Annotated in this window: 22 protein-coding genes and 1 tRNA gene; 6 read left to right on the top strand and 17 right to left on the bottom strand. The window is 63.6% G+C overall.

Annotated elements, in window-relative coordinates:
• Nucleotides 1-167: 167 nt before the first annotated feature.
• Nucleotides 168-1739, bottom strand: a complete 1572-nt coding sequence (locus AC23D6_RS12915) for a right-handed parallel beta-helix repeat-containing protein (RefSeq protein ID WP_487749654.1) — start codon at nucleotides 1737-1739, stop codon at nucleotides 168-170.
• A 252-nt stretch (nucleotides 1740-1991) separates the two neighbouring features.
• Between AC23D6_RS12915 and AC23D6_RS12920 the strand changes: the two genes are divergently transcribed.
• A tRNA-Arg gene (locus AC23D6_RS12920) sits at nucleotides 1992-2068 on the top strand.
• A 274-nt stretch (nucleotides 2069-2342) separates the two neighbouring features.
• Nucleotides 2343-3512: a tyrosine-type recombinase/integrase gene (locus AC23D6_RS12925; RefSeq protein WP_487749655.1), complete on the top strand. Its 1170-nt coding sequence runs from the start codon at nucleotides 2343-2345 to the stop codon at nucleotides 3510-3512.
• A gap of 1 nt (nucleotide 3513) precedes the next feature.
• Here the strand turns inward: AC23D6_RS12925 and AC23D6_RS12930 are convergent, their stop codons facing one another.
• Complete coding sequence (locus AC23D6_RS12930; protein WP_487749656.1) at nucleotides 3514-3852, bottom strand: hypothetical protein; 339 nt, start codon at nucleotides 3850-3852, stop codon at nucleotides 3514-3516.
• 63 nt (nucleotides 3853-3915) lie between these two features.
• Between AC23D6_RS12930 and AC23D6_RS12935 the strand changes: the two genes are divergently transcribed.
• Genes AC23D6_RS12935 through AC23D6_RS12945 form a run of 3 tightly spaced genes read left to right on the top strand, consistent with a single transcriptional unit; the run spans nucleotide 3916 to nucleotide 5302 of the window.
• Nucleotides 3916-4104, top strand: a complete 189-nt coding sequence (locus AC23D6_RS12935) for a hypothetical protein (RefSeq protein ID WP_487749657.1) — start codon at nucleotides 3916-3918, stop codon at nucleotides 4102-4104.
• A 2-nt stretch (nucleotides 4105-4106) separates the two neighbouring features.
• Entirely contained in the window at nucleotides 4107-5042 is a 936-nt protein-coding gene (locus AC23D6_RS12940; RefSeq protein ID WP_487749658.1) for an SOS response-associated peptidase family protein, read from the top strand.
• Nucleotides 5039-5302 (top strand): hypothetical protein, encoded by a 264-nt coding sequence (locus tag AC23D6_RS12945; RefSeq protein ID WP_487749659.1) that lies wholly within the window; start codon nucleotides 5039-5041, stop codon nucleotides 5300-5302. Before AC23D6_RS12940 ends, AC23D6_RS12945 begins: the two co-directional genes overlap by 4 nt.
• Nucleotides 5303-5338: 36 nt before the next feature.
• Here AC23D6_RS12945 and AC23D6_RS12950 read toward each other — a convergent pair whose 3' ends face one another.
• From AC23D6_RS12950 to AC23D6_RS12965, 4 genes are read right to left on the bottom strand one after another with little or no spacing between them, the layout of a single operon-like run.
• The gene (locus AC23D6_RS12950) at nucleotides 5339-5530 is read right to left on the bottom strand and encodes a hypothetical protein (RefSeq protein WP_487749660.1); all 192 of its coding nucleotides are present in this window, start codon (nucleotides 5528-5530) and stop codon (nucleotides 5339-5341) included.
• On the bottom strand, nucleotides 5530-6414 hold the full coding sequence (locus tag AC23D6_RS12955; protein ID WP_487749661.1) for a hypothetical protein: 885 nt from the start codon (nucleotides 6412-6414) through the stop codon (nucleotides 5530-5532). Before AC23D6_RS12955 ends, AC23D6_RS12950 begins: the two co-directional genes overlap by 1 nt.
• A complete protein-coding gene (locus tag AC23D6_RS12960; protein WP_487749662.1) occupies nucleotides 6411-7229 on the bottom strand; it encodes a hypothetical protein in 819 nt (272 codons plus the stop codon). The genes AC23D6_RS12955 and AC23D6_RS12960 overlap by 4 nt, the downstream gene beginning before the upstream one ends.
• On the bottom strand, nucleotides 7229-8071 hold the full coding sequence (locus AC23D6_RS12965; RefSeq protein WP_487749663.1) for a hypothetical protein: 843 nt from the start codon (nucleotides 8069-8071) through the stop codon (nucleotides 7229-7231). The genes AC23D6_RS12960 and AC23D6_RS12965 overlap by 1 nt, the downstream gene beginning before the upstream one ends.
• 72 nt (nucleotides 8072-8143) lie before the next feature.
• Between AC23D6_RS12965 and AC23D6_RS12970 the strand changes: the two genes are divergently transcribed.
• Nucleotides 8144-8431 (top strand): hypothetical protein, encoded by a 288-nt coding sequence (locus AC23D6_RS12970; RefSeq protein ID WP_487749664.1) that lies wholly within the window; start codon nucleotides 8144-8146, stop codon nucleotides 8429-8431.
• A gap of 134 nt (nucleotides 8432-8565) precedes the next feature.
• Here AC23D6_RS12970 and AC23D6_RS12975 read toward each other — a convergent pair whose 3' ends face one another.
• The 11 genes from AC23D6_RS12975 to AC23D6_RS13025 all read right to left on the bottom strand — a co-directional run bounded on the left by AC23D6_RS12975 (nucleotide 8566) and on the right by AC23D6_RS13025 (nucleotide 18773).
• Nucleotides 8566-10497, bottom strand: a complete 1932-nt coding sequence (locus AC23D6_RS12975) for a hypothetical protein (protein ID WP_487749665.1) — start codon at nucleotides 10495-10497, stop codon at nucleotides 8566-8568.
• On the bottom strand, nucleotides 10497-11861 hold the full coding sequence (locus tag AC23D6_RS12980) for a hypothetical protein (protein ID WP_487749666.1): 1365 nt from the start codon (nucleotides 11859-11861) through the stop codon (nucleotides 10497-10499). Before AC23D6_RS12980 ends, AC23D6_RS12975 begins: the two co-directional genes overlap by 1 nt.
• The gene (locus AC23D6_RS12985; RefSeq protein WP_487749667.1) at nucleotides 11861-12511 is read right to left on the bottom strand and encodes a hypothetical protein; all 651 of its coding nucleotides are present in this window, start codon (nucleotides 12509-12511) and stop codon (nucleotides 11861-11863) included. Before AC23D6_RS12985 ends, AC23D6_RS12980 begins: the two co-directional genes overlap by 1 nt.
• A complete protein-coding gene (locus AC23D6_RS12990; protein WP_487749668.1) occupies nucleotides 12493-12936 on the bottom strand; it encodes a hypothetical protein in 444 nt (147 codons plus the stop codon). The genes AC23D6_RS12985 and AC23D6_RS12990 overlap by 19 nt, the downstream gene beginning before the upstream one ends.
• Nucleotides 12936-13154, bottom strand: a complete 219-nt coding sequence (locus AC23D6_RS12995; protein WP_487749669.1) for a hypothetical protein — start codon at nucleotides 13152-13154, stop codon at nucleotides 12936-12938. Before AC23D6_RS12995 ends, AC23D6_RS12990 begins: the two co-directional genes overlap by 1 nt.
• Nucleotides 13151-15577: a packaged DNA stabilization protein gene (locus AC23D6_RS13000; RefSeq protein WP_487749670.1), complete on the bottom strand. Its 2427-nt coding sequence runs from the start codon at nucleotides 15575-15577 to the stop codon at nucleotides 13151-13153. Before AC23D6_RS13000 ends, AC23D6_RS12995 begins: the two co-directional genes overlap by 4 nt.
• Nucleotides 15577-16209 (bottom strand): phage adaptor protein, encoded by a 633-nt coding sequence (locus AC23D6_RS13005; protein ID WP_487749671.1) that lies wholly within the window; start codon nucleotides 16207-16209, stop codon nucleotides 15577-15579. The genes AC23D6_RS13000 and AC23D6_RS13005 overlap by 1 nt, the downstream gene beginning before the upstream one ends.
• Nucleotides 16210-16497 (bottom strand): hypothetical protein, encoded by a 288-nt coding sequence (locus AC23D6_RS13010; protein WP_487749672.1) that lies wholly within the window; start codon nucleotides 16495-16497, stop codon nucleotides 16210-16212. It lies immediately after the preceding gene.
• Between the two features lie 57 nt (nucleotides 16498-16554).
• Nucleotides 16555-16827, bottom strand: a complete 273-nt coding sequence (locus tag AC23D6_RS13015; protein ID WP_487749673.1) for a spike base protein, RCAP_Rcc01079 family — start codon at nucleotides 16825-16827, stop codon at nucleotides 16555-16557.
• Nucleotides 16828-16890: 63 nt separating this feature from the next.
• Nucleotides 16891-17826 (bottom strand): SU10 major capsid protein, encoded by a 936-nt coding sequence (locus tag AC23D6_RS13020; RefSeq protein ID WP_487749674.1) that lies wholly within the window; start codon nucleotides 17824-17826, stop codon nucleotides 16891-16893.
• Nucleotides 17823-18773, bottom strand: a complete 951-nt coding sequence (locus tag AC23D6_RS13025; protein WP_487749675.1) for a hypothetical protein — start codon at nucleotides 18771-18773, stop codon at nucleotides 17823-17825. The genes AC23D6_RS13020 and AC23D6_RS13025 overlap by 4 nt, the downstream gene beginning before the upstream one ends.
• Nucleotides 18774-18910: the final 137 nt, after the last annotated feature.

Here is an 18910-nt window from a genome sequence, read left to right on the forward strand (position 1 = left end):
CGTTCCGACGCCGACGGTGGCGCCCCCTCCGGGGCCTGTGACCGCCTCGTCCCATTGCGCATACATGTCCGACACCTCAGTTCCAACGCGACTTGACGCCATCGCCGGACAACCAAAAAAAAGCCGCCCACGAAGGGCGGCCTGGGGTTACCACGGGAATTCGACGGTCAGGGCCTGACCACGCCCCGGCGATAGCGCGTCACCGGCGACTGCCGCCAGCGGGGACGGTCCCGGGGCGGGATCGGCGCGGAGGCGTCGGGGGAGGTCAACGCCGGCTGGGAGGCCGTGACCGGCTGGGCCGCACTGCCCGAAGCGCCATGGACCAACGGCTGGGAGCCGTTCACGCGGATCGGGTCGGAGACCTGGTCGATGTCGAACTGCTCGAACGCACCGATGTCGATCCGGTTCTCCAGCAACAGGCGGGCGTGCGCGTCGCCGATGGCGAGCTTGGTCCGGAGCGGGGGATCGAAGGCCGGCAACAGCTGTGGCGAGGGGAACGGGAACGCAGACGGCGTAGCCGGCGTGTTGTTGCCCGCGTTGAGCAGCGGACTGCCCGCGCGCGGGCGCAGGTTGCGCTGGGCCAGGTCGACGAACATCGGGTCGGTCCCGCGCAGCGTGCCGCTCCATTCGGCCGGCACCAGGGTCGCGGCCGATTGCACCCAGTTGTTCGAACCGGCCACCTTGCGACCATCCGACCACGGCTCGCGGCTCTGCGGACCGCAGAACGGGGTATCCACGTTGCTCGCCGGGTTTTCACGCACGATGGCGGGCGCGCTGCCCGAGGCCGGCTGGTAGACGACGTTGTTGTGCATCTCCAGCGAGCCCTGGCCCAGCTGCACCAGCACGGCGTTCGCCGAACCGGAACGGTCCAGCAGGATGGTGTTGTTCACCAGTCGCGTGCGGCCCTGGTTGCGCCCGTTGAGGTCGCCGCCAATGCGCAGCGCATTGCCGGAACGGCTGGTCGAGCGGTGGATGATGACGTTGCCGACCAGTTCGGCATCCTCGCGGCGCAAGTCGGCGGTCCAGCCGGCCTTCTGCGTTTCGCAGTCCGGTCCGATCAGCTCGACTTCGTGCAGGTCGGAGCCTTCGATCCAGTTGTAGTGGATCTCGGCGCGCTGGTGGCGCACGCGCACGAGCACGCCGCCGGTGGCGCTGTGCACGTAGTTGTAGCGCATGCGGAATACGGTATCCGGGTACGTGACCTCGTCCGATTGGATATAGAGCGCATGCCGGCGATCGCCCTGCCCGGAGCGTGCGATCTCGCTGTATTCCAGGGTGAACGACCCCGAGTTCTGATCCGCCGCGAGGATGCCGTGCGAGGGGCAGTCGTGCACATAGGCGTCGCGGACGGTCGCGTTATGGGCTTCGCTGAAGATGCAACTGCTGGTGCCGCCCGTGACTTCGAAGCCCTCGAAGACGATGTGGTTGGACTGCTGGAACTTGATCGTATGCGTACCGCCCGACAGCAAGGGCCGCGTGGCGCCCGCGACACGTCGCCAGCGGATGGTCACCGGGTTTGCCTCAGTGCCGCTGTCGTCGTCGCCCACCACGATGTTGCCCGCATAGGTGGCATTGCCGTCCACCTCGACGATGTCGCCCGGCGCGAGGTTGACGCTGTTGAAGAACGTGGTGAGCTGCGTGTATTGGCGACCGGGTCCGACGTTGTACGTCGCCGCGGCTGCACTCAGCGGCACAGCGGCCAGCAGCCCGAGCCCGAGCAGGGGTTTGGAAAAAAGCATCAAATTCGACTCCCGCGACTACGCGCGTTCTGTATCCCCTGCCCCGCCATTCTCACTGTCCGGGCGTGAATACGCTGCTAATCCGGGCCCCGATTCGGCAGAGCGGGTGAGACGCCTTCCTCAAATCCAGCAGAGGATCGCCTTCCATCACGACGGGAGCGCGTATATCCGGCCGTGAGGCACTCAAAAATGTTGCCGGGAAGTTATTGACGGGTGAAACCGCTTCGTGCAGAATTCCGCGTCTAACGAAACGCGCCCGTAGCTCAGCTGGATAGAGTACCTGGCTACGAACCAGGCGGTCGGGAGTTCGAATCTCTCCGGGCGCGCCATTTTCGAAACAGGCAGACGAAGGTCTGCCTGTTTTTTTTCGTCTTCGCGAAGGCGCTGCCGACGCGCGCGCGATGCTTTCAAGCGACAAAAAAAGAAGGCCCCGCAATGCGGGGCCTTCTCGTCAAACTGGCGGAGTGAGAGGCCGATTCTTGCTTATACGAGCATCTACCGGCTGCAACTAAGTGACTGATTCGCATTGCCTGAGACTCCACACCCTGAAACTCGCTTCTACGGTGTTCGACCGTCCAAGCATGGGGCAGATGGCGGGGCAGAATGGCTAGGCCGACGAATCGACTCAGCGCCCGGGCGGCGCAGACCCTGACCGCTTCAGGCTACCACCCAGACGGGGGCGGCCTCTACCTGCTGATCGGCCCGACCGGGGCCAGGTCCTGGGTGCTGCGCTACCAGCTTCGGGGGCGCCGGCGTGAGATGGGGCTGGGCTCGGCCACCGTGGTGACCCTTCAGGAAGCCAGGGCCGCGGCTCAGGCGCAGCGCCGGATGCTGGCCGCCGGCGAGGACCCCATCGCGAACCGGGAGGCCGCCAAGGCCACCGGCAAGACGTTCGGGGAGTGCGTCGACGCGCTGATCGACAGCTTGCGGCCGAGCTGGAGGAACGACGCTCAGGCCGAGCAGTGGGCGCAGTCCCTGCGCGACTACGGGCCGCCGCGGGACATGGCCGTGGCCGACGTGGACACCATCGCCGTGATGGCCTGCCTGCGCCCGATCTGGGCCAGCAAGACGGAGACCGCATCTAGGGTTCGGTCCCGGGTCGAGCGGGTGCTGGACTGGGCGAAGGTCCACCAGCTGCGGACAGGCGACAACCCGGCACGCTGGAAGGGCCATCTGGATCACCTGCTGCCGCGGCCGTCCAAGGTCACCAAGCCCGACCACCACGCGGCGATGCCCTACCCCCAGGTCCCGGCCTTCATGGCCAAGCTGGCGGAGCGGGACGGCCGGGCACGCCGGGCGCTGAGGTTCACCATCCTGACGGCCGTGCGCACGAACGAGACGACCGGGGCGGCCTGGCCCGAGTTCGACTTGGACGCCGCTCTGTGGACGATCCCGGCCGATCGCATGAAGGGTGGCCGCGAGCACGTTGTGCCGCTGTCCGAGCCGGCGCTGGAGATCCTGCGCGGCCTGCCCCGGGACGTCCCACCGTTCACCCTGACCGAGAACGCGATGCTCTACCTGCTACAGAAGCCGCGGCCGAACGGCCTGGGCCTGCCCTTCACGGTGCACGGGTTCCGTTCGAGCTTTCGGGACTGGGCCGCCGAAGAGACCGACCACCCGAACGAGGTGGTCGAAATGGCGCTGGCGCACGCGATCCGGAACAAGGCCGAGGCGGCCTATCGGCGCGGGACGCTGATCGAGAAGCGCCGGCAGGTGATGGATGCCTGGGCGGCGTACCTGATACCTACCCTGGGCACGACCGTGCCCGATTAAGTCACAGCCCAGAGTGCCGGCGCGAACGCCCCCGTGGATGCCGGCTGGGCGTCTCGGGCGCGCGGACGTCGCCGTAAAGATGGCCAGTCCCAACGTCGACCCGCGCCTGTCGTATCTCGGCCTCCCACTTCGTCGCCCAGGCCGCCATGTAGCGCAGGCAGGCGTCCTCGTCGCGCAGGAACTCGTATCGGGGCGAGCCCTTCGGACTGATGCACAGCCGCCACGGCGCGCCGGGGTCCCCGTTCGCCGGGCATGCTGTCGCGATGACCCGCCCGTCCAGATATAGGCCCGGGCCGTCGACGTAGCGCTTGAACTCGAAGCCGGGCGGGAGGGAGTGCATGTCGAAATGCTACCCCGCTGCTCGTCACATGGGATGAGACGGGACCGGGGGTATATTCGCCGCATGGACATTCAATCGATCGCGCAGGAACGGCTCAACGGGCCGGAATGGGCTGCCTTCGTGGCGGCGTTGGAAGCCGTGGAGACGGCGCGGGACGCCCTCTTGGATGGGGTGGCGGACGAGGATGCGGAGGCGATCGACAGTGCCCTGCAGGCCGAGCTCGCCCGCCGTGGGCTGCTTGCGGACGCCTGACGATGTGCTACTCCGCCCAGGTCTACGCCGAGCTGAAAAAGTTCATTCGGGCCACGGGCCTGAAGATCAAGGCGAAGGACTACGTCAAGCTGTACTGGGACCAGACCAAGAGCCCGTACGCCAAGCGGCCGAAGGTGCCACGGGCGATGGAGATCGAGATTCTGAACGACGGGCCGGAGGAGTTGGCCGAGATCATCCGCGACTACGACTCCCGGGAGATGGCCGAGCTGGAGCAGGAGCTCTTCAAGCAGAAGAAGCGCGTGGCCGACGGCGAGCGGGCGCTGCAGGTCAAGACGACCAAGAAGGCGCAGGATGACGTGCGCATCGGCACGGACAAGATGGGCAAGATCCAGGCGCGCATTGATGCCCTCAAGCGGCGCGAACCCAAGCCCTCGGACAGCCGAATGTTCCCGCAGTACTACGTGCCGGTGCTGATCCACGAGGCAGGCGAGTACGTCGTCAAGCCGATGCGCTACCAGTGCCGACCCTGCGGCAAGCCCGCGTTCTACGACACGAAGTACCCAGGCACCTACAACGCCCGGCGCGACAACCTCGAGGGCTTCTGGAAGGGCGAGTTCGGCAAGTCACACGGCCTGATCATCGCCGACGTGTTCTACGAGAACGTCGAGGTCGACGGCAAGAACCAGGTGCTCGCCTTCACCCCGCGCGACGGCGGCCCGATGTTCATCGCCTGCCTGTGGTCCCACTGGACAGACCCGACCGGGCAGGAGCCGGACCTGCTGTCCTTCGCCGCGATCACTGACGACCCTGAGCCTGAGGTCGCCGAAGCCGGTCACGACCGCACGATCATCAACATCAAGCCCGAGCACATCGGGGAGTGGCTGAACCCGGAAGGCCGATCACTGGCCGACTTCTACGCCATCTTCGACGACAAGCAGCACCCATACTACGAGCACCAGGTGGCGAAAGCAGCATGAGCACTGAAGAAGAGAAGTTCACTATCGCGTATCACATCAACGTCACCGAGATCGTGCCAGAGCTTGGCGCTGCGCGGTTCGTATTCCGCTCGAAGGTCGCAGGTCGCGACGAAGAGCCGGTCAATGCCGACATCCCCGTTTTTATCCCTTACCAGGTGCTCGAAAGCCTCGCTAACGGACTTCCGCAGATTCTTGCCGACATGCGGTCAGCTGGTTGCGATCAGCTTTACGGATCGCGGCCCCAGAAGCCCAACGCCTAGAACCTGAGTGACACAGCACCAGGTGGCGAAGGCGACTTAGCCGAATGTGATGCTGGTTTGAGGGGGCGGATCGGGCGCGAGCACGTCGGTGGGCTCAGGCGCCGCCACGACGTTGGCCATGTTGACGGGCATGACTCCCATTGAGGCAGTCACCAATGAAACCGCCTGCCCTTGCGGAAAGACGGTCGGCGTTGCCCACGCGATGGTCTGAGCGGCTTTGACGGCCATTATTCGTAGATCAGGCAGAGAGAAGCGTTCGGAGAACCAGCCCCCGCATTGCCCATGCTCGTGTCAACAGACAGGTAAGTTCTGGCCGTCGATCCGACTATGGTCGTAGAGAAAGAGGTCCCGAAAGTTGCCTCTGTCTGGATCATGGAGCACAGGCCGAACACCGGGAGCACCTTGGGTGTTGGCATCCAGTGCAGGTAGGCTTGCGTGTCTGAACCGTCAACCGACGAAGTAACACCGTGAACAACGAACGAATACAGTCCAGTTGTATTGGCTGCAAAGGCAACAGCAGTTGCCGCTGTTCTAATCGCCTGAGCTGCAGGCGGGCTTGATGCTACCGAGGATGTATTGCACGTATAGACCACGAAGCCGGTCGTAGTTGGTGCGCCGGCTGCATCGCACGTCCTGCAGATCGCGAATCCTATCGACGCCTTGCCTGATGTATACCCAAACTTGTTTGCAACCCAGGCCAGACCATCAACCGCGCAGGCGTAGCTTTGATAATTCGTGACCGTGTTAGTTGCGTTTGCGTTTGTAGAACACTGTACGCGCGTGGTCGCTGTGCCCGTGATTGTGCCGGAACCGTTTGACCCGGTGCCAACAGTGATCCACGCTCCGGGCGTGTTCGAAGATGAGCCAGTCCCGTATTCGATCTTGAGGAAGATCGGCGCCGAGCCCTGAAGGCTGTCGTTGAAGCGCCAGATCTCGTAGCCGGCGGCCGTGTTCGTGCCTGGGCGCGTGACGGAGCCCCAGTTGATTTGCCCCGTATCGGCGGTCTGGACGAGGCCGATAGCCGCTAGACGCGCACTAAGCTCGGAACCCCACGCGCGAAACTGCGCGTCCGTCGTATGGGTGATTACGGTGTTCCAGGATTGAGTCGTCATGCGGTCTTGGTGCCTTTAAGAAGCAGGCTTACCCACTTCACGCCGGAGTTGGAGTCGATGTTTGCGGTCACGCCGTCAGTGCGGTTGACCGTCACGGGTCCGGCGAAAGAGCCGGTCGCGGAAATGGATGCGGCCACTGCAGGCTCGTCACCCGGGCAGATGGAATCGGCATCGGTCGGCGGCAGGCTGGCGAAGTCGTCGACCCATACGTCGATCTGAACCGAGCCGGACGGGTAGCACCACAGCTCCCACTCGCCGGTCAACTCATAGCTCGCCGATGCTATCGCCTGCGCCTTGGTGCCTACGGGCAGGACGGGGGAGTCATCAGAAGGCGTTCCGAACTCGATTAGGATCCCGCCCTCAGCAGAACCACCGCCGCCGCCTGCTGCGCCTGGCACCCACTTTTGGGCTGCGTCGTCCCACGTCAGCACATCGCCATCTGCCGGGGGCGTCGTGACCAGGTCAACGTCGGCAAGAGCAGACAGAATAAGGTCGTGCCAGCCCTTGGCGCCCACGGGGTTGGTTCCGTAGTAGCGCGACGAGCCTGGGACGACGAGGTCGCCTACCAGTTGCAGAACCGTTTCGGCTTCCTGCTGTATGGCCTGCACACTAGCCCGCCCGCTCACTCCGCTCTGACTTGCCGCCTCCAGAGCATCAAGGCGCGCAGAGATTGCCGACAGATCGGTCGTGTTGCCCTGCGTCTGCCGAACATAGGTGAGGAGGTTGCGCAGGAACTTCCAGTATTCCAGCGGCAGGCGTCCGTCCGGCCCTACACGCCACTCCCGTGCGCCAGGAAGGTCGGGAGAGTCGGCCATCAGGTAACCGTCACGGTTCCTTCAACGCACCAGTCGAAGTTCCAGGCGTTGTCGATCGTGTAGCCGCTGTCGCCGCCGTCGTCGGCCGAGTTGATCGTGACGGAGAAGGAAGTCATGGGCGTTCCAATGGTGTAACCGCCGGTGGAGTGGGTCGCTCCGATTCCGAACGCGCCAACGGACGAGGTACGCGGGGTAATGAAGACGCCGAACACCTTATCCACGCCAACCGACGGGGTGATGGTCACGCTCGACGTCCGAGAGCCGGCAGACGGCACAGTTCCTGAGCCGTACTGCTTCAGGAACTTCGTCGTGTCGTCAGAGACACCGATGCGCACCGAATAGGGCGACGCGTCGTTGATGACGATCTCGGGGTCTGGGATCTCCGGCTCCTCCGGCTGATCCTGCAGCGTGAAACCGGTGCCGGTGGAGTTGACAACCACCATCTTGCCCGCCGAGTCGGTGGGATCCGGCAAACCCTCGACCAGCACCAGCTCGTAGCCGGTGCCGTTGCTCTGGACTGTGCCGCCAGGAAGCGTGGTCGGGTCCGGCAACGTAGTCGTCGGGCTGACTTCGGGGACGACGTCGCGCGTCCAGATGACCGTGTTGTCCGCGGCCCGCAATACGACGGTGTACTCCCCATTCAGCCAGATTTCCGTCTCAGCCCGGCCAGACGCGTCCAGCTCCACCGGGTTGGCGTTTGGCGTCGTCAGACCGCGGTCGCTGTACGTCGCCTTCGGGGTCGTTGTCTGGTAGTCGTAGAACTGAAGCGTGCCGCCTGCGGCCGACTCCGTGCCCAACAGCGAAATCATGACCGGATTGGGGTCCGGAAACCGGTAGCTCATTGACTTTCCTTGTCAAAATCGCCCCATCCGTGGGGCTTGTGGTAATGTCGGCGGGCCTACGGAGGGGACCGCATGAACAAACTTCTGTTTGCCGCTGCCGCCCTACTAATCGCGGGGTGCGCCACCACACCAACCGTCCAACCAGACGGTCCAGACGGCTATCGACTGTCCGCGCGCGGCAAGACCGGCATGGTCAACAGCACGAAGCTGCAGGAGGAGAACTACCGCATCGCCACCGAGCACTGCGCCAAGCAGGGCAAGGTCGTCGAAACAATCGCGGCAGACTCCAAACAGGCCCGACCGCTGGGTGGATTCCCAGACGCCACGTTGCGCTTCCGCTGCGTGGTGCGGAGCCAGTAGTGGAAGCCTGGGTAGCGGCACTACTCTTGAAGGGAGCGGCAATCTTGCTGCTCGCCTTCGGCTACTACGTGGTCGTCTACAAGGGCTCGCACTTCCTCGGCCGCTTCATTCCAGACGGCAAGCTCAAGGAATGGCTATTCCGTGAGCGCGGGGACGCTCGCACCGGTACGGGCCGAGATCTGCAGTAGCGCCTTGTTGACCGCAGCTTTGTCCTGACGACTCAGGCTCGACAGCACGCGGCGCGCTTCATCTGGATTCGCGAGAAGACGCGCAAGCGTTTCGTTGAGTCTGCGCTCACCGATCGCTTCCAACCCCTCTGCAAGGCGACCCACGCCGAGAGGAAGGGACTTGAGTGTCTCCCTGCCCATTCTGCGCGCAAGAGCCTGCCGTTCTTGCGTGACAGAGTTTCCACCAGTCCCTGCGGTCGAGCGGAAGTACTGGCGATCCAAGTCATCTTGTACAGCCTTGATCGTCGCAATGTCTTCGGGGCTGAGAATCTGTGCTGCCTTGGCTTTCGAGAAGCCAGTTGCGCGGCTTGCGACGGCATCAAGATCATTGGCGAGTCCGCCGAACGCGTCAGGCGTAAGTGGACGGATACCGGTCTCTGGGTCGCGTCGACCACCACGAGCGCCACGCTTCAGCAGCTCTTTACCGATCTGCATGCGATTGATCGGACGGCTCATCGACTGGAAGGCGCCGCGGTATTCGTCAAACGACGGGGCAATGTGACTCAGCTCGTCGTCAACCATCCCCCGCATCTGCATTAGCTCGGCCTTGGCCGCCTTCGCAAATGACTTCTCGGTCCCGGCCTTTCCTTCAATTAGGTCATTGATGGACTTCCGAACCTGATAAAGGCCCTGGGCGCTTGGCTCAGCATTGTCCAGCTCATCAACAACTGACCCAATGCTTCGCTGGACCGTGCTGCGGCCACCTTGGTTGGCGGCAAGCTGATTGAACCCGGCCCTGAGATCCTTCACATTCCCGCCTGGAGTTGCGCCGTAGCGGTACGCCTGCGCGGCGATATCGTCAGCCTCAGCAAAGGCAGCGTCGCGAAGCCGGCTAGTAGCGGAATCGCGCGCCAACTCTGCCGCCGCCATATCTGCTTCCGACCCGGCGATCTGGCGAATGGCAGCGACTCGCGCCGCCGCATTGGCCCGATCGAGGTCAGTGAACACGCCTGCCGGCCCAGCTCCGCGCATCTGCCGCTCCAGCCGAGCGACACCCGGATTGAGTGACTCTTCGGCGAGACTGCGGCGCGCGCCCTGCACAGCCGATGGCGAAGGGGTGAGTAGAGGACGAATTCCGCCAGCCTCGTCAGCGATCATGCGGCCAGCACGGCTCTCGACTCCCGTGGCTGTCGGCTGTCCAAGAAGGTCCATCAAGGCATTGCGAACGGGGCGGACAGTGGCGCCAACAGTTTGAGGTACCTTGACGCCAAGGAATCCAGCGAGGCCGCCGATACCCTGATTCACCTGGCGCTCGCCCTCGGCCGCGACAGGCTGGGCCGTACCCAGCGCCAAGCCCTGCAAGGCATTGCCACGCGCGGTAGTCGGCATGAACACCTGGCCTGCCCTCGACCCGCGCAGGGCAGCGCCTGGAGTGAAAATCTGACCGACCGTGCCCACAACGTTGCCGAATGCGAAAGCCGGATCCTCAGCCATGCTAGGTGACAGCCGACGACGCTCGGCCTCTTCCGTGCGGAGCTTAGCGCTCTCCTGTCGGGCGCGATCGCCGACACCTGGGATCTGCCCGGCGAGATTCAGGATCGCGGACAAGCCCGACGGCACACCGCCATCCTGTCCGGCCACCGCATCCACGCCGTACTGATACGCGCCGCGCGCAGTGTCGACGATGGACTTGCCCACGCCGGCCATGTAGTCCTGGTAGGCGCTGCCGGAGCGGCCGCTAGGGCGCTGGGGCGTAGGCTGCTGCTTGACACGGCCCTGTGGCTGCGGCTGGGCTGCCCGCATCTTACGGATCTCTTCCGCGAACCGGCGGGCGTGTTCCGTGTTACCCGCCGCATGCGCCTTCCGCAATCCGTTTTCCAGCTCTTCGATGGTCGCCATCAGCGATACAGGCTCAGCAGGTCATCCACGGAGGTTTCCTCGTCGGCAGCGGTCGGCGCAGCCTGGCCGCCGCTCAAGAGGTCGTTGTAGCCACCCTCGACGGTATTCAGCAGGTTTTCGAGGTCTTGGAACTGCTGCAAAGTGACGTCCTCGTAGGTTCCACGGGACGGCAGACCAGCGTTCTGCAGCTTGCTTTCGTAGTCCGACATCGCACCGACGCCGGGGACGCGGGTGACAGCGGTGATCAGCGGCGCCAAGTTGGCGATGGCGCGGTCAAATGCCTGGCCTTCCGGAGTCGGCAGGTACTGGCCGCCGAGACCCGCAGAGAACGTGCCTCGCAACTTCTGGAACGCTTGGCGTGCGGACTGGATCTGCTGGCGTGCCGCACGGATCTGGGTGATCTTCTGGCGCGCTGTGGTCGCATCCTTGGCGCTGATCCGCTGGGCGTCTCGGCCAGAGTTGCCGCCGATGACCATGCGGCGCTTTTCCTCAGGCGTCGCCCCAAGTTGGTCTGCCATCTGAAGCCGGCGCTCAAGTTCCGACGGCGCCTGCGCTTTCGGCGCACTCCGCAACTGCTGGCCACCACCAAACTGCTGCGGCCCAACGTTGCGCGGCGGAAGTTGGACATTCTGCGCCGTGCCGCCTGCCTGGATGTCGGCAAGCGCTGCCTGCTGCATCTCGGGCGTCAGGTCGTCACCAATGCGTACCATGCCGGCCGGGGTCTGGTACAGGCCGGCTTGTAGCGACGGTTGCGGAGCCTGTTGCGGCTGGCCGCCCACCATGACCGGCGCAGCACTCAGATTGCCCTTGTTGACACCGTAGAAGCCGTTGCCCGTGTCGATGATCTGGTTGTTCGGGGCGTTCTGGCCGAGCGTGCGGGTAGAGCCGTCACGCAAGATGGCCACACGATTGCCCTGCGCGTCCACGTAGGTGGACTGCACGCCAACTTCGGACGCCTGGCCATCGTCAAGGATGGCCGCGAACTGCTTCAACCCCGGCAGGAACGCGTCGCTGTACTCGAGCGGAATGTCGCCAAGGCCTAGGTCACGGGCCTCCTGCGCGATCTGCGGGTACAGCGAGGCGACCGCCTGCGAGTTGCCCGACTCGGCCATACCTACGAAGATTTTCGCCTTGCGCGACAGGTCGGCCATGCGGTCACTGTCGCCCTGGCGGAAAATCTTCTGCTGCGACACGGCCGCATCCGGGCTGGTCTGCGCCATCTGGCCCAATAGTGCTTGCCGATCAGCACGTGGCGCCGTGTAGGCCTGAGAAGCGAGACTCGCCAAACGCGACTGCTCGCCACGCTGACGGCCAAGCTCGCCTTGCTTCTGGACATAGCCGGCCAGTTCCAACAGATTCGCCATCAGCCCTTCCCCGGATTGTTGCCCAGATACCAGCCCGTGCCGCCACCGTTACGGGCGCTGTTGTTCTGATACCAGTTGTTCAGACCGCCAACGATGCCGGCGCCGATCTGGCTGTAGTTGTCTCCCTGCTGCTGGTAGAACTGGTTTTGCAGCTGGCCGCGGCCGATCGCCAGGTTGCCGACATTGTTGGCGTAGTTCTGCCCCAGGCTGGCGAGGCTCTGACTCTGCGTCTGACCAACTCCGGTGAGGCTTGCGATGCGGTTGTAGTAGTCGCCGTAAGCTTGGGTCGCGAGCCCTTGGTTGTAGTCGATGATGTCCTTATCCATCCGCCCGCCGAAAAAGTTGCCGCGAGCAGACGCCATTTCGGCCAAGCCTCTAAGCCCCTGCTGCCGACGAAACTCGTAGTCAGGAGACTCGCGAAACGACGAGAAGTCGCCAGAATTAAGCCGCTCAAGCTGGTTCAGGCCGCGCTGTCCAGCCTGAAGCCAGGGCAGCATGTCCTCGCGACTCTGGTCGTACTGACGCGCCTGCTCTGCCGTGGCTGCATCCTGCCCACGAAGCGCCGCCTGCTGGCCCTTCTTGGCGTTCCTGTTGTTGATCGCACCGCCTACGACGGTGATTGCCGCGCCGGCTACTGCTGCCCAAGACATTGTTCGGAACCTCCATGTTCCAAAAGTGGCTCTTCGGGGACGATGAACTTGGCCTCGATGGCAGCAAGGTCCGTCAGCTTGGTGGGGTGGACGTTGAGCCAGCGCGTGTCGGTGATCGCAAACCCGACCTTCTTGCACCCTGGCGGCGAGACGAACACGGCAGGGGCTTCCATTTCCCGCACCGTGCCGTCTTCGCTGGTGACGCGAATACAGCCTTGGATCAGCACGTTGAGCGTGGAGTCTCGGTGAATCTTCCCAGTCAGCACCGTGCCGGCCGGGATGAACAACTCGCGCCCATAGATGCCATGGGCGAAGTGGTGGGTCTCCACCAGCTCTGCCGGTGGAAGCTTGGCAATCTCGGCCTCCAACGTGCGGATCTGATCATAGGTCGGCGTGATCGCTCCTTCCGTGAGCGTCAGATCCATCACTCACCGGCCTCCATGTCAGCTACAGCGCCAATGTGATCCATCACAATCGGGCTGGTCACCCGGACCTTGAAACAGAACTGCTCCGAACGCCCCAGCCGGCGAAACCGGACTCGGTGTTGGTACTGACCCAGCTCCCCCAAGCTCTGCTCACGCGCAGGGCCGAAGTTGTGCCCACCGTCCTTGCTGACGAACAGCGTTACCTTGCGATCGCTCATGGGACGTACCTCGCCATATCGATGATGTCGTAGCCGAAAGGCTGAGTCTGGGCCGTCCAAATGTTTCGGTCAGTGCTGGTCTTGACCTGCCCACCCGTCCCGCCGCCCGCGATCCAAAGCAAGCCGGTGTTGATGATCTTGTTCACTCCCACGCCAAGCGAGCCGGATGCAACAACGGGCACATCGGTATCGCTGCTGTAGAAGAACTGGCCGTCATTCGTGCCGATCACCCACTTGTACTCGTCTCCATCCAACACTCCCTCGACGGCGGTGGCGACTGTGCCGGTAGCTGAAGAAAGAACGTGTTTCGTAAAGCTGACAAAGTCCTGGGTAAGCACGAACACAGGCTTTGTCGTAGCGTTGTCGCGTCCGCAGAATGCGAACCAATTACCAACCGCAACCATCATCCCGCCGGAACTCAGCGTGACGCCGTGTGCGCTACGGGCAGTCCACGTGGCGCCGTCAGTGTCGCTGGTGAACCCAGCAGTTTCGTACTGGGATATGGTCGCCCACACGCCGCTACTGTTTACGGCGACGTGCTGTCCGCGAGGGTTTCCGGGATAGGCGAGATTCGAGAACGTGACGCCCCTGTCGGTACTGCGGTACATGCCGTTCAGACCGCCGCCGATTAGGACGACCCCACCCCTCGAAGCGCCGCCACGCGCCCCACCAGCCCCGCCAAGCGAACTTGCCGAGTCTGTCTTCGTGGAGAAGAAGTTATCGGAGTAATCAAGCGAGCCCGTGCTCCAAGACAGGAACCTGCCACCGCTGACACCGAGGACATTTCCTTGACTGTCGGCCGTGCTTAGCAGTGGGCCCGACCAATCCGTGCCGTTTGGCACCACTAGCAGGCTGCGAGAAATGGAAGTCGTGGCCCCGTAGACCAGTAGCGGCAGAGAAAGCTCGAACGTGTCGGTGTGATCCGTGAACAGCCCGTTGGTGTCAAACGTGCGCAGGTTGAGCGTCACCGTGCCGTATGAGGTGGGCGTGTCGGCCCCGATGGATGCGGTGCCCTGGTCCCACGAAAGACCAAGTGACTCCAAGTCGGTCGACCCGGAGCGCAGGATGGTGCGCGCGATAGGCGCATCGCCAGGCGTTACCGTGTAGGTGTAGCCGGGGTAGGCGATGCCGATAGAGCCATCCGGCGCCGACCCACTGATCGCCGGCCCAAGCGGCTGATCGGGGAAATCGATAGCCGTGTAGGCCTGACCGCCACAGCCGAACAGCAGTTCAAGCTCGTGGATGAAAACCGGGTTCTGGTCGGCGCTGATGTCTCCGGTCACCCACTCGCGCACCAGCTTTTCCTGCACGTCGAAGGGGTAATCCCGCCAGCGCAATTCGAGGATGTCGCCGCGGCGGCTATCCAGCGCGTACCAGCGGCCGTTCCACTGCACCACGTCGGTGACGGCCCACCAGTCCAGCCCTGTAGAACTGCGACGGTGCCACTCGCGATTCTTGAAATCGTACCCGAAGGTGAACTTGCCCGGCACGGTCAGGTAGTATATCTGGAAGCCTTCCGACTCCAGCGCGAAGGCGTAGGCGCTGGCGATCTGCTGCTTGGTGCACGCCTGCAGGGCTGAGTCGATGACCGCGGTGCTGATCGGGATCGTGGTGTAGCCGTCCAGAAGTTGAACTGTGCGATTCTGGTCGAGGAACACATCCACCTTTCCAACCGAACACACCGAGTCGCGGGCACTGCAACCAACCTGCAAATACGTGTTGGTCCCCCGCTCAAAAGGTGCGATGCCATCTGCGGATGGGGCCTTAACGTACACTTCTGTGGTCTGGTCTCCGAAGATGAAGACCTCGCGGGCCGCAACGTGCGCAGTCACAATTCGGTCCGGCTGACCCTCCGCAAAGTATCGATTCAGCGAGAGGTACGACAGCGCGTCCGCGACATCTGAGTGACCCCAGTAGCGCCCCTGCGGATCGATATACCCGATCGATCCGTCTATAAAGAATGCTTTGATCGACCCCGGAAAGGACTCATCCGTAACCTTCTGCAGCACCTGGGTCTGCGTGTTGAACACGTAGCGCGACTGGCCGTTGTCAATCGCCAGCTCGTTGCCCAGGCCGCGCTGGTTGTGCGCCATCGAGACGCGTCCGACGCCCGGGATCGTGCCGTAGTTGACCGACACGCCCGCCGAGGTGATCTGCCACAGGTTGCGGCCCGCGACGGCGTACAACTTGCCGTCCACCACCCGCAGTCCGCGCCCAGCACCCGCGGCCACGAAGCCCGCCTCGCCTCCGTTCTGGCCAATCCGGCAGAACGGCTTGAGTCCGGGCGCGTCCACGTACTTGGACACCGTCCGCGTCCCGCCCTTTTCCGCCATGATCGGGATGACGTTCAGCGCGTCCTGCGCCGAATACATCCGGTTCGGGTCCTTGTAGGTCCCGTTGACGGTGTTGATGGGGCGACGCATTAGCGCGGAACCTGCCTCAGCCGTCCGCCACCCTTCACACGCATGCGCTCCTGGCTGTTCGCCTGGTCAAGCAGAGTCGCGTAGTACCCCTGCCAGACCGGGATACGCTTGTCGAAACCAATGAACGGGGCCGACGACAGCAGCGCTGCGTACAGGTAGAGCTCGGGATATCGGTTGAATGTGGCATGCAGCCCGTCCTTCAGGGGTGTGGGCTTGGCGTAATAGCGGCCACCCAGCAGGGCGCCATCGGGGGCTTCCGGCGAAAAGATGATCGACTCGCCAGCCTGGGCAGCTTGCCGAGGCTCTCCACCATCCATGCAGGGCAGCCGACGTCGCAGGTCGCGCTCGTCGCACATGTCCAACGGGTCGCCGTCGTCCAGCCACGCAATGACGAGTTCCATGCAGTTAGCTGGAATCGCGACCGCATTGTCCGTGACGGTCCCGGTCAGGCTCGCTTCCATGGTCGACGCACGCAGCGGACCCAGGCCTGCCCCGTTGCCGTAGTGCACGATGGACTCGCCCAGGGAGATCATCAGGTCGACCGTCGCCGGCTGGATGTTCGACTGGACGTCGTCGCCGTCGATCATCAGCAGCGTGGCTGCGCGGAACTCGTTGTAGCTGGAGAAGGCCATTTAGGCTTGGCCCTGCCAGATTCGATACGGGCGTACTTCCTCGCTGTTGAGGAAGGCTGTAGCGATCGCCGGATTGGCAAGCATCTCGTGAAACGTCAGTCCGCGGGCCTTACGCCATGCCTCGCTAACGGCCCATGGGATCTTGGCCGCGTGGCGCATCTCCTTGTCACCCGTCTGCCCCGTGTCGCGCAGGTACTTCACGTGACGCAGGATCGGCTCGACGTCCTGAGCCTCCTGGTGGTAGATAACGCCGTCCTGCTCGACGACGTTGACCGTCTTCAGTTCCATCAGACCTTCACCTTCGTCCGTGCGGGGGTCGTGTTGGTAACCGTGTTGTGCGCCATGTCAGTACACCGCCACCAGCAGCGTGGCCGTGGTGCCCGTTGCCTTCACTGCGAGAACGCGGAACGGAACGATGCCACCGGCCGGCATGGTGATTGCGACGTCCGCGCCGCCGTTGGCCGGCGTGCAGGTGACGACACCTGCGCCGCCAACAAATACAGCGACCGGTCCCTGGAACGTGTCCGCATCGCTGGGGGTGATGGCCTTGCCGCCATCTGGCAGCACAGGGCACTGGTTGCTCGCTTTCGTGATGATGCCTAGAGCGATGGTTGCCATTGATCCTCCAAAAGAAGGAGGGGCCGGTTTCCCGGCCCCTCCGAAGTACAGCTAACCGATCGATCAGGTCAGGTCGCGAGCGACCGCGTGCGCGTCAAGGTTGTCCATCAGGAGCGCGTACTCCATGGTGAGCAACATCTTGTCGGCGTCGCCGGTCTTGGCCAGCGGAGAGCGGGTCAGCGGGTCCAGCGTGCCGAAGGACACATGCTCCAGGTCGATCAGGTACGCGGCAGCATCGCAGAAGCGATCCGGCACGACCTTGAACTTGCCGAAGTCCGACACGTACCAGTCATAGGCGGCGTTGATCGTGTTACCCGACGCCTGGTTGAAGTTGGTCGCGTTGCCGGCGAACGCCGAGGTCAGCTGCTTGTCCAGCGGACGCAAGATGAGCAGGGTCGGCTCACCGCCGGCGTTGTAAGCGTCCGACGCCATGTCCTTCAGCAGCGCTTCCGTCCATGCGCGGCCCGTGCCCGCGACCGGAGCGGTATTGGTGCTGGGGACCGGGAACACGCCGGCACCTGCGCCGACCGAGCCCTGGCGGATCCAGCCGGCCAGACCACGCGTCTGACGTGCAGTCGCAGCCGCACCAGCGTTGTAGGTCGTGTTCTGGATGATCGCGACCTCGACGTCTCGCTTGATCTCCTTGGTCTTCTTCAGGGTCTGGTAGTCGACTTCCTTGTCGCGGCCAGCCTTGTCGACGATGTTCTCGGTGCGCGAGATGATGAAGTTCTTGGTGCTGATCTGGGCGTAGGTGTCCCAGCGGGTCGGCTGCGCCACGGCGGTGAACGATGTCACGTCGTCACCTTCGATCACGGCGTTGTTCGCCGCGGTCGCCAGGGAGTCCGTCAGCCACTCGGGCTTACGCGAGACGATCTTCTTCTTGCGCAGGGCCGAGTAGAACGGGGTGGCGGTGGGGCTGATGTTGTCGATGACGTCCGACAGCTCTTCACGCAGACCGACAGCGGTGTACGTGGTCAGGGTATTGGCAATGATGGTCACTGAGCGATCCTTCGCTTGACGGCCATGAGATGCAGGAGGTCTTCTTCCCGGCCCGACTTGGCGCGCTTCTGCGCCTCAGCCAGGGCATCACTGACCTTGGTTTCGGTTTGTGCCGCACCGGCCTTGAGGGGCTTCGGTGGCGGCTGCTTGACTTGCTTGTCCTTGGCCGCGACGCGCGCAGCCTGCTGCTTCTCAGCCAACCACGCTTTGCGGGCGATCAGATAGACGCGGTGATCCATGAACGTTTCCATGTCCTCCTCGCTGACGCCTTGCTGGCGCAGGTAGGCGGCCATCTCGTCCAGTTCTTTGGTCCGCGCCGCCGGATCCTTCCACTCAGGCAGCTTGGCGTGTAGCGCTTCTGAGTTGGATCGGATCCAATCGTTGCGCTTGCGGTTCTTCTCTTCTTGGGCGCGCTGTTCGATGACTTGGCGCTCACCCAAGGCCTGCTGGAACCGCTGGAATCGTTGCTGGTAGGCCGCGTTCTGGCGCACCCACTCGGCAGGGTCTGTCGCCGCCAACTCCGCGAGAGCCTGTTGGTCACCGACAAGCTGCGTCTGCAACTGGCTGATGAGCGTGTCCAGCTGGTTGGCGTAGTGGTTACGCTCCTGCTCGACTCGATCCTGCAGAGCCTGTGCGTTTCGCTTGGCTTCGGCTACCTCAGCGGTCTTCTGCCGGTAGTCAGCGTCCTTCATGTAGCCGGCTTTTAGCTCCGACTTCTTGACCTTGATGTCACCAAGGTCGATCTCGGGGTCTTGTTCGACCACCGGCGCGGAGTCTTCGTCTTCGGCCTCTTCCTGGGCCTCAACTTCCGCCTCTTCCTGCTCTTCGCCGACCTCCTGCCCTTCCTGGCTCGCCTGCTCCCGCCTACGGGCTAGCTGCTCCAGAATCGCAGCGTCTTCGTTGAGCTCTTCACCGCCGTTGAGTTCCGTCTCCGGTTGACTCGTCATCCGCCACACTCCATGTGAGTGCGTCCCCGCTACGGGTTAACTTTCCCAAGTTCCCTTGCAGGTCAGCACTGTGAAACGATCGCCCCGCTCCACGGGACAACCGAAGAACGGCCTCGTATAGACAGCCGGAAAATCGT

The sequence above is a fragment of the Pseudoxanthomonas sp. G3 genome, assembly GCF_057654715.1.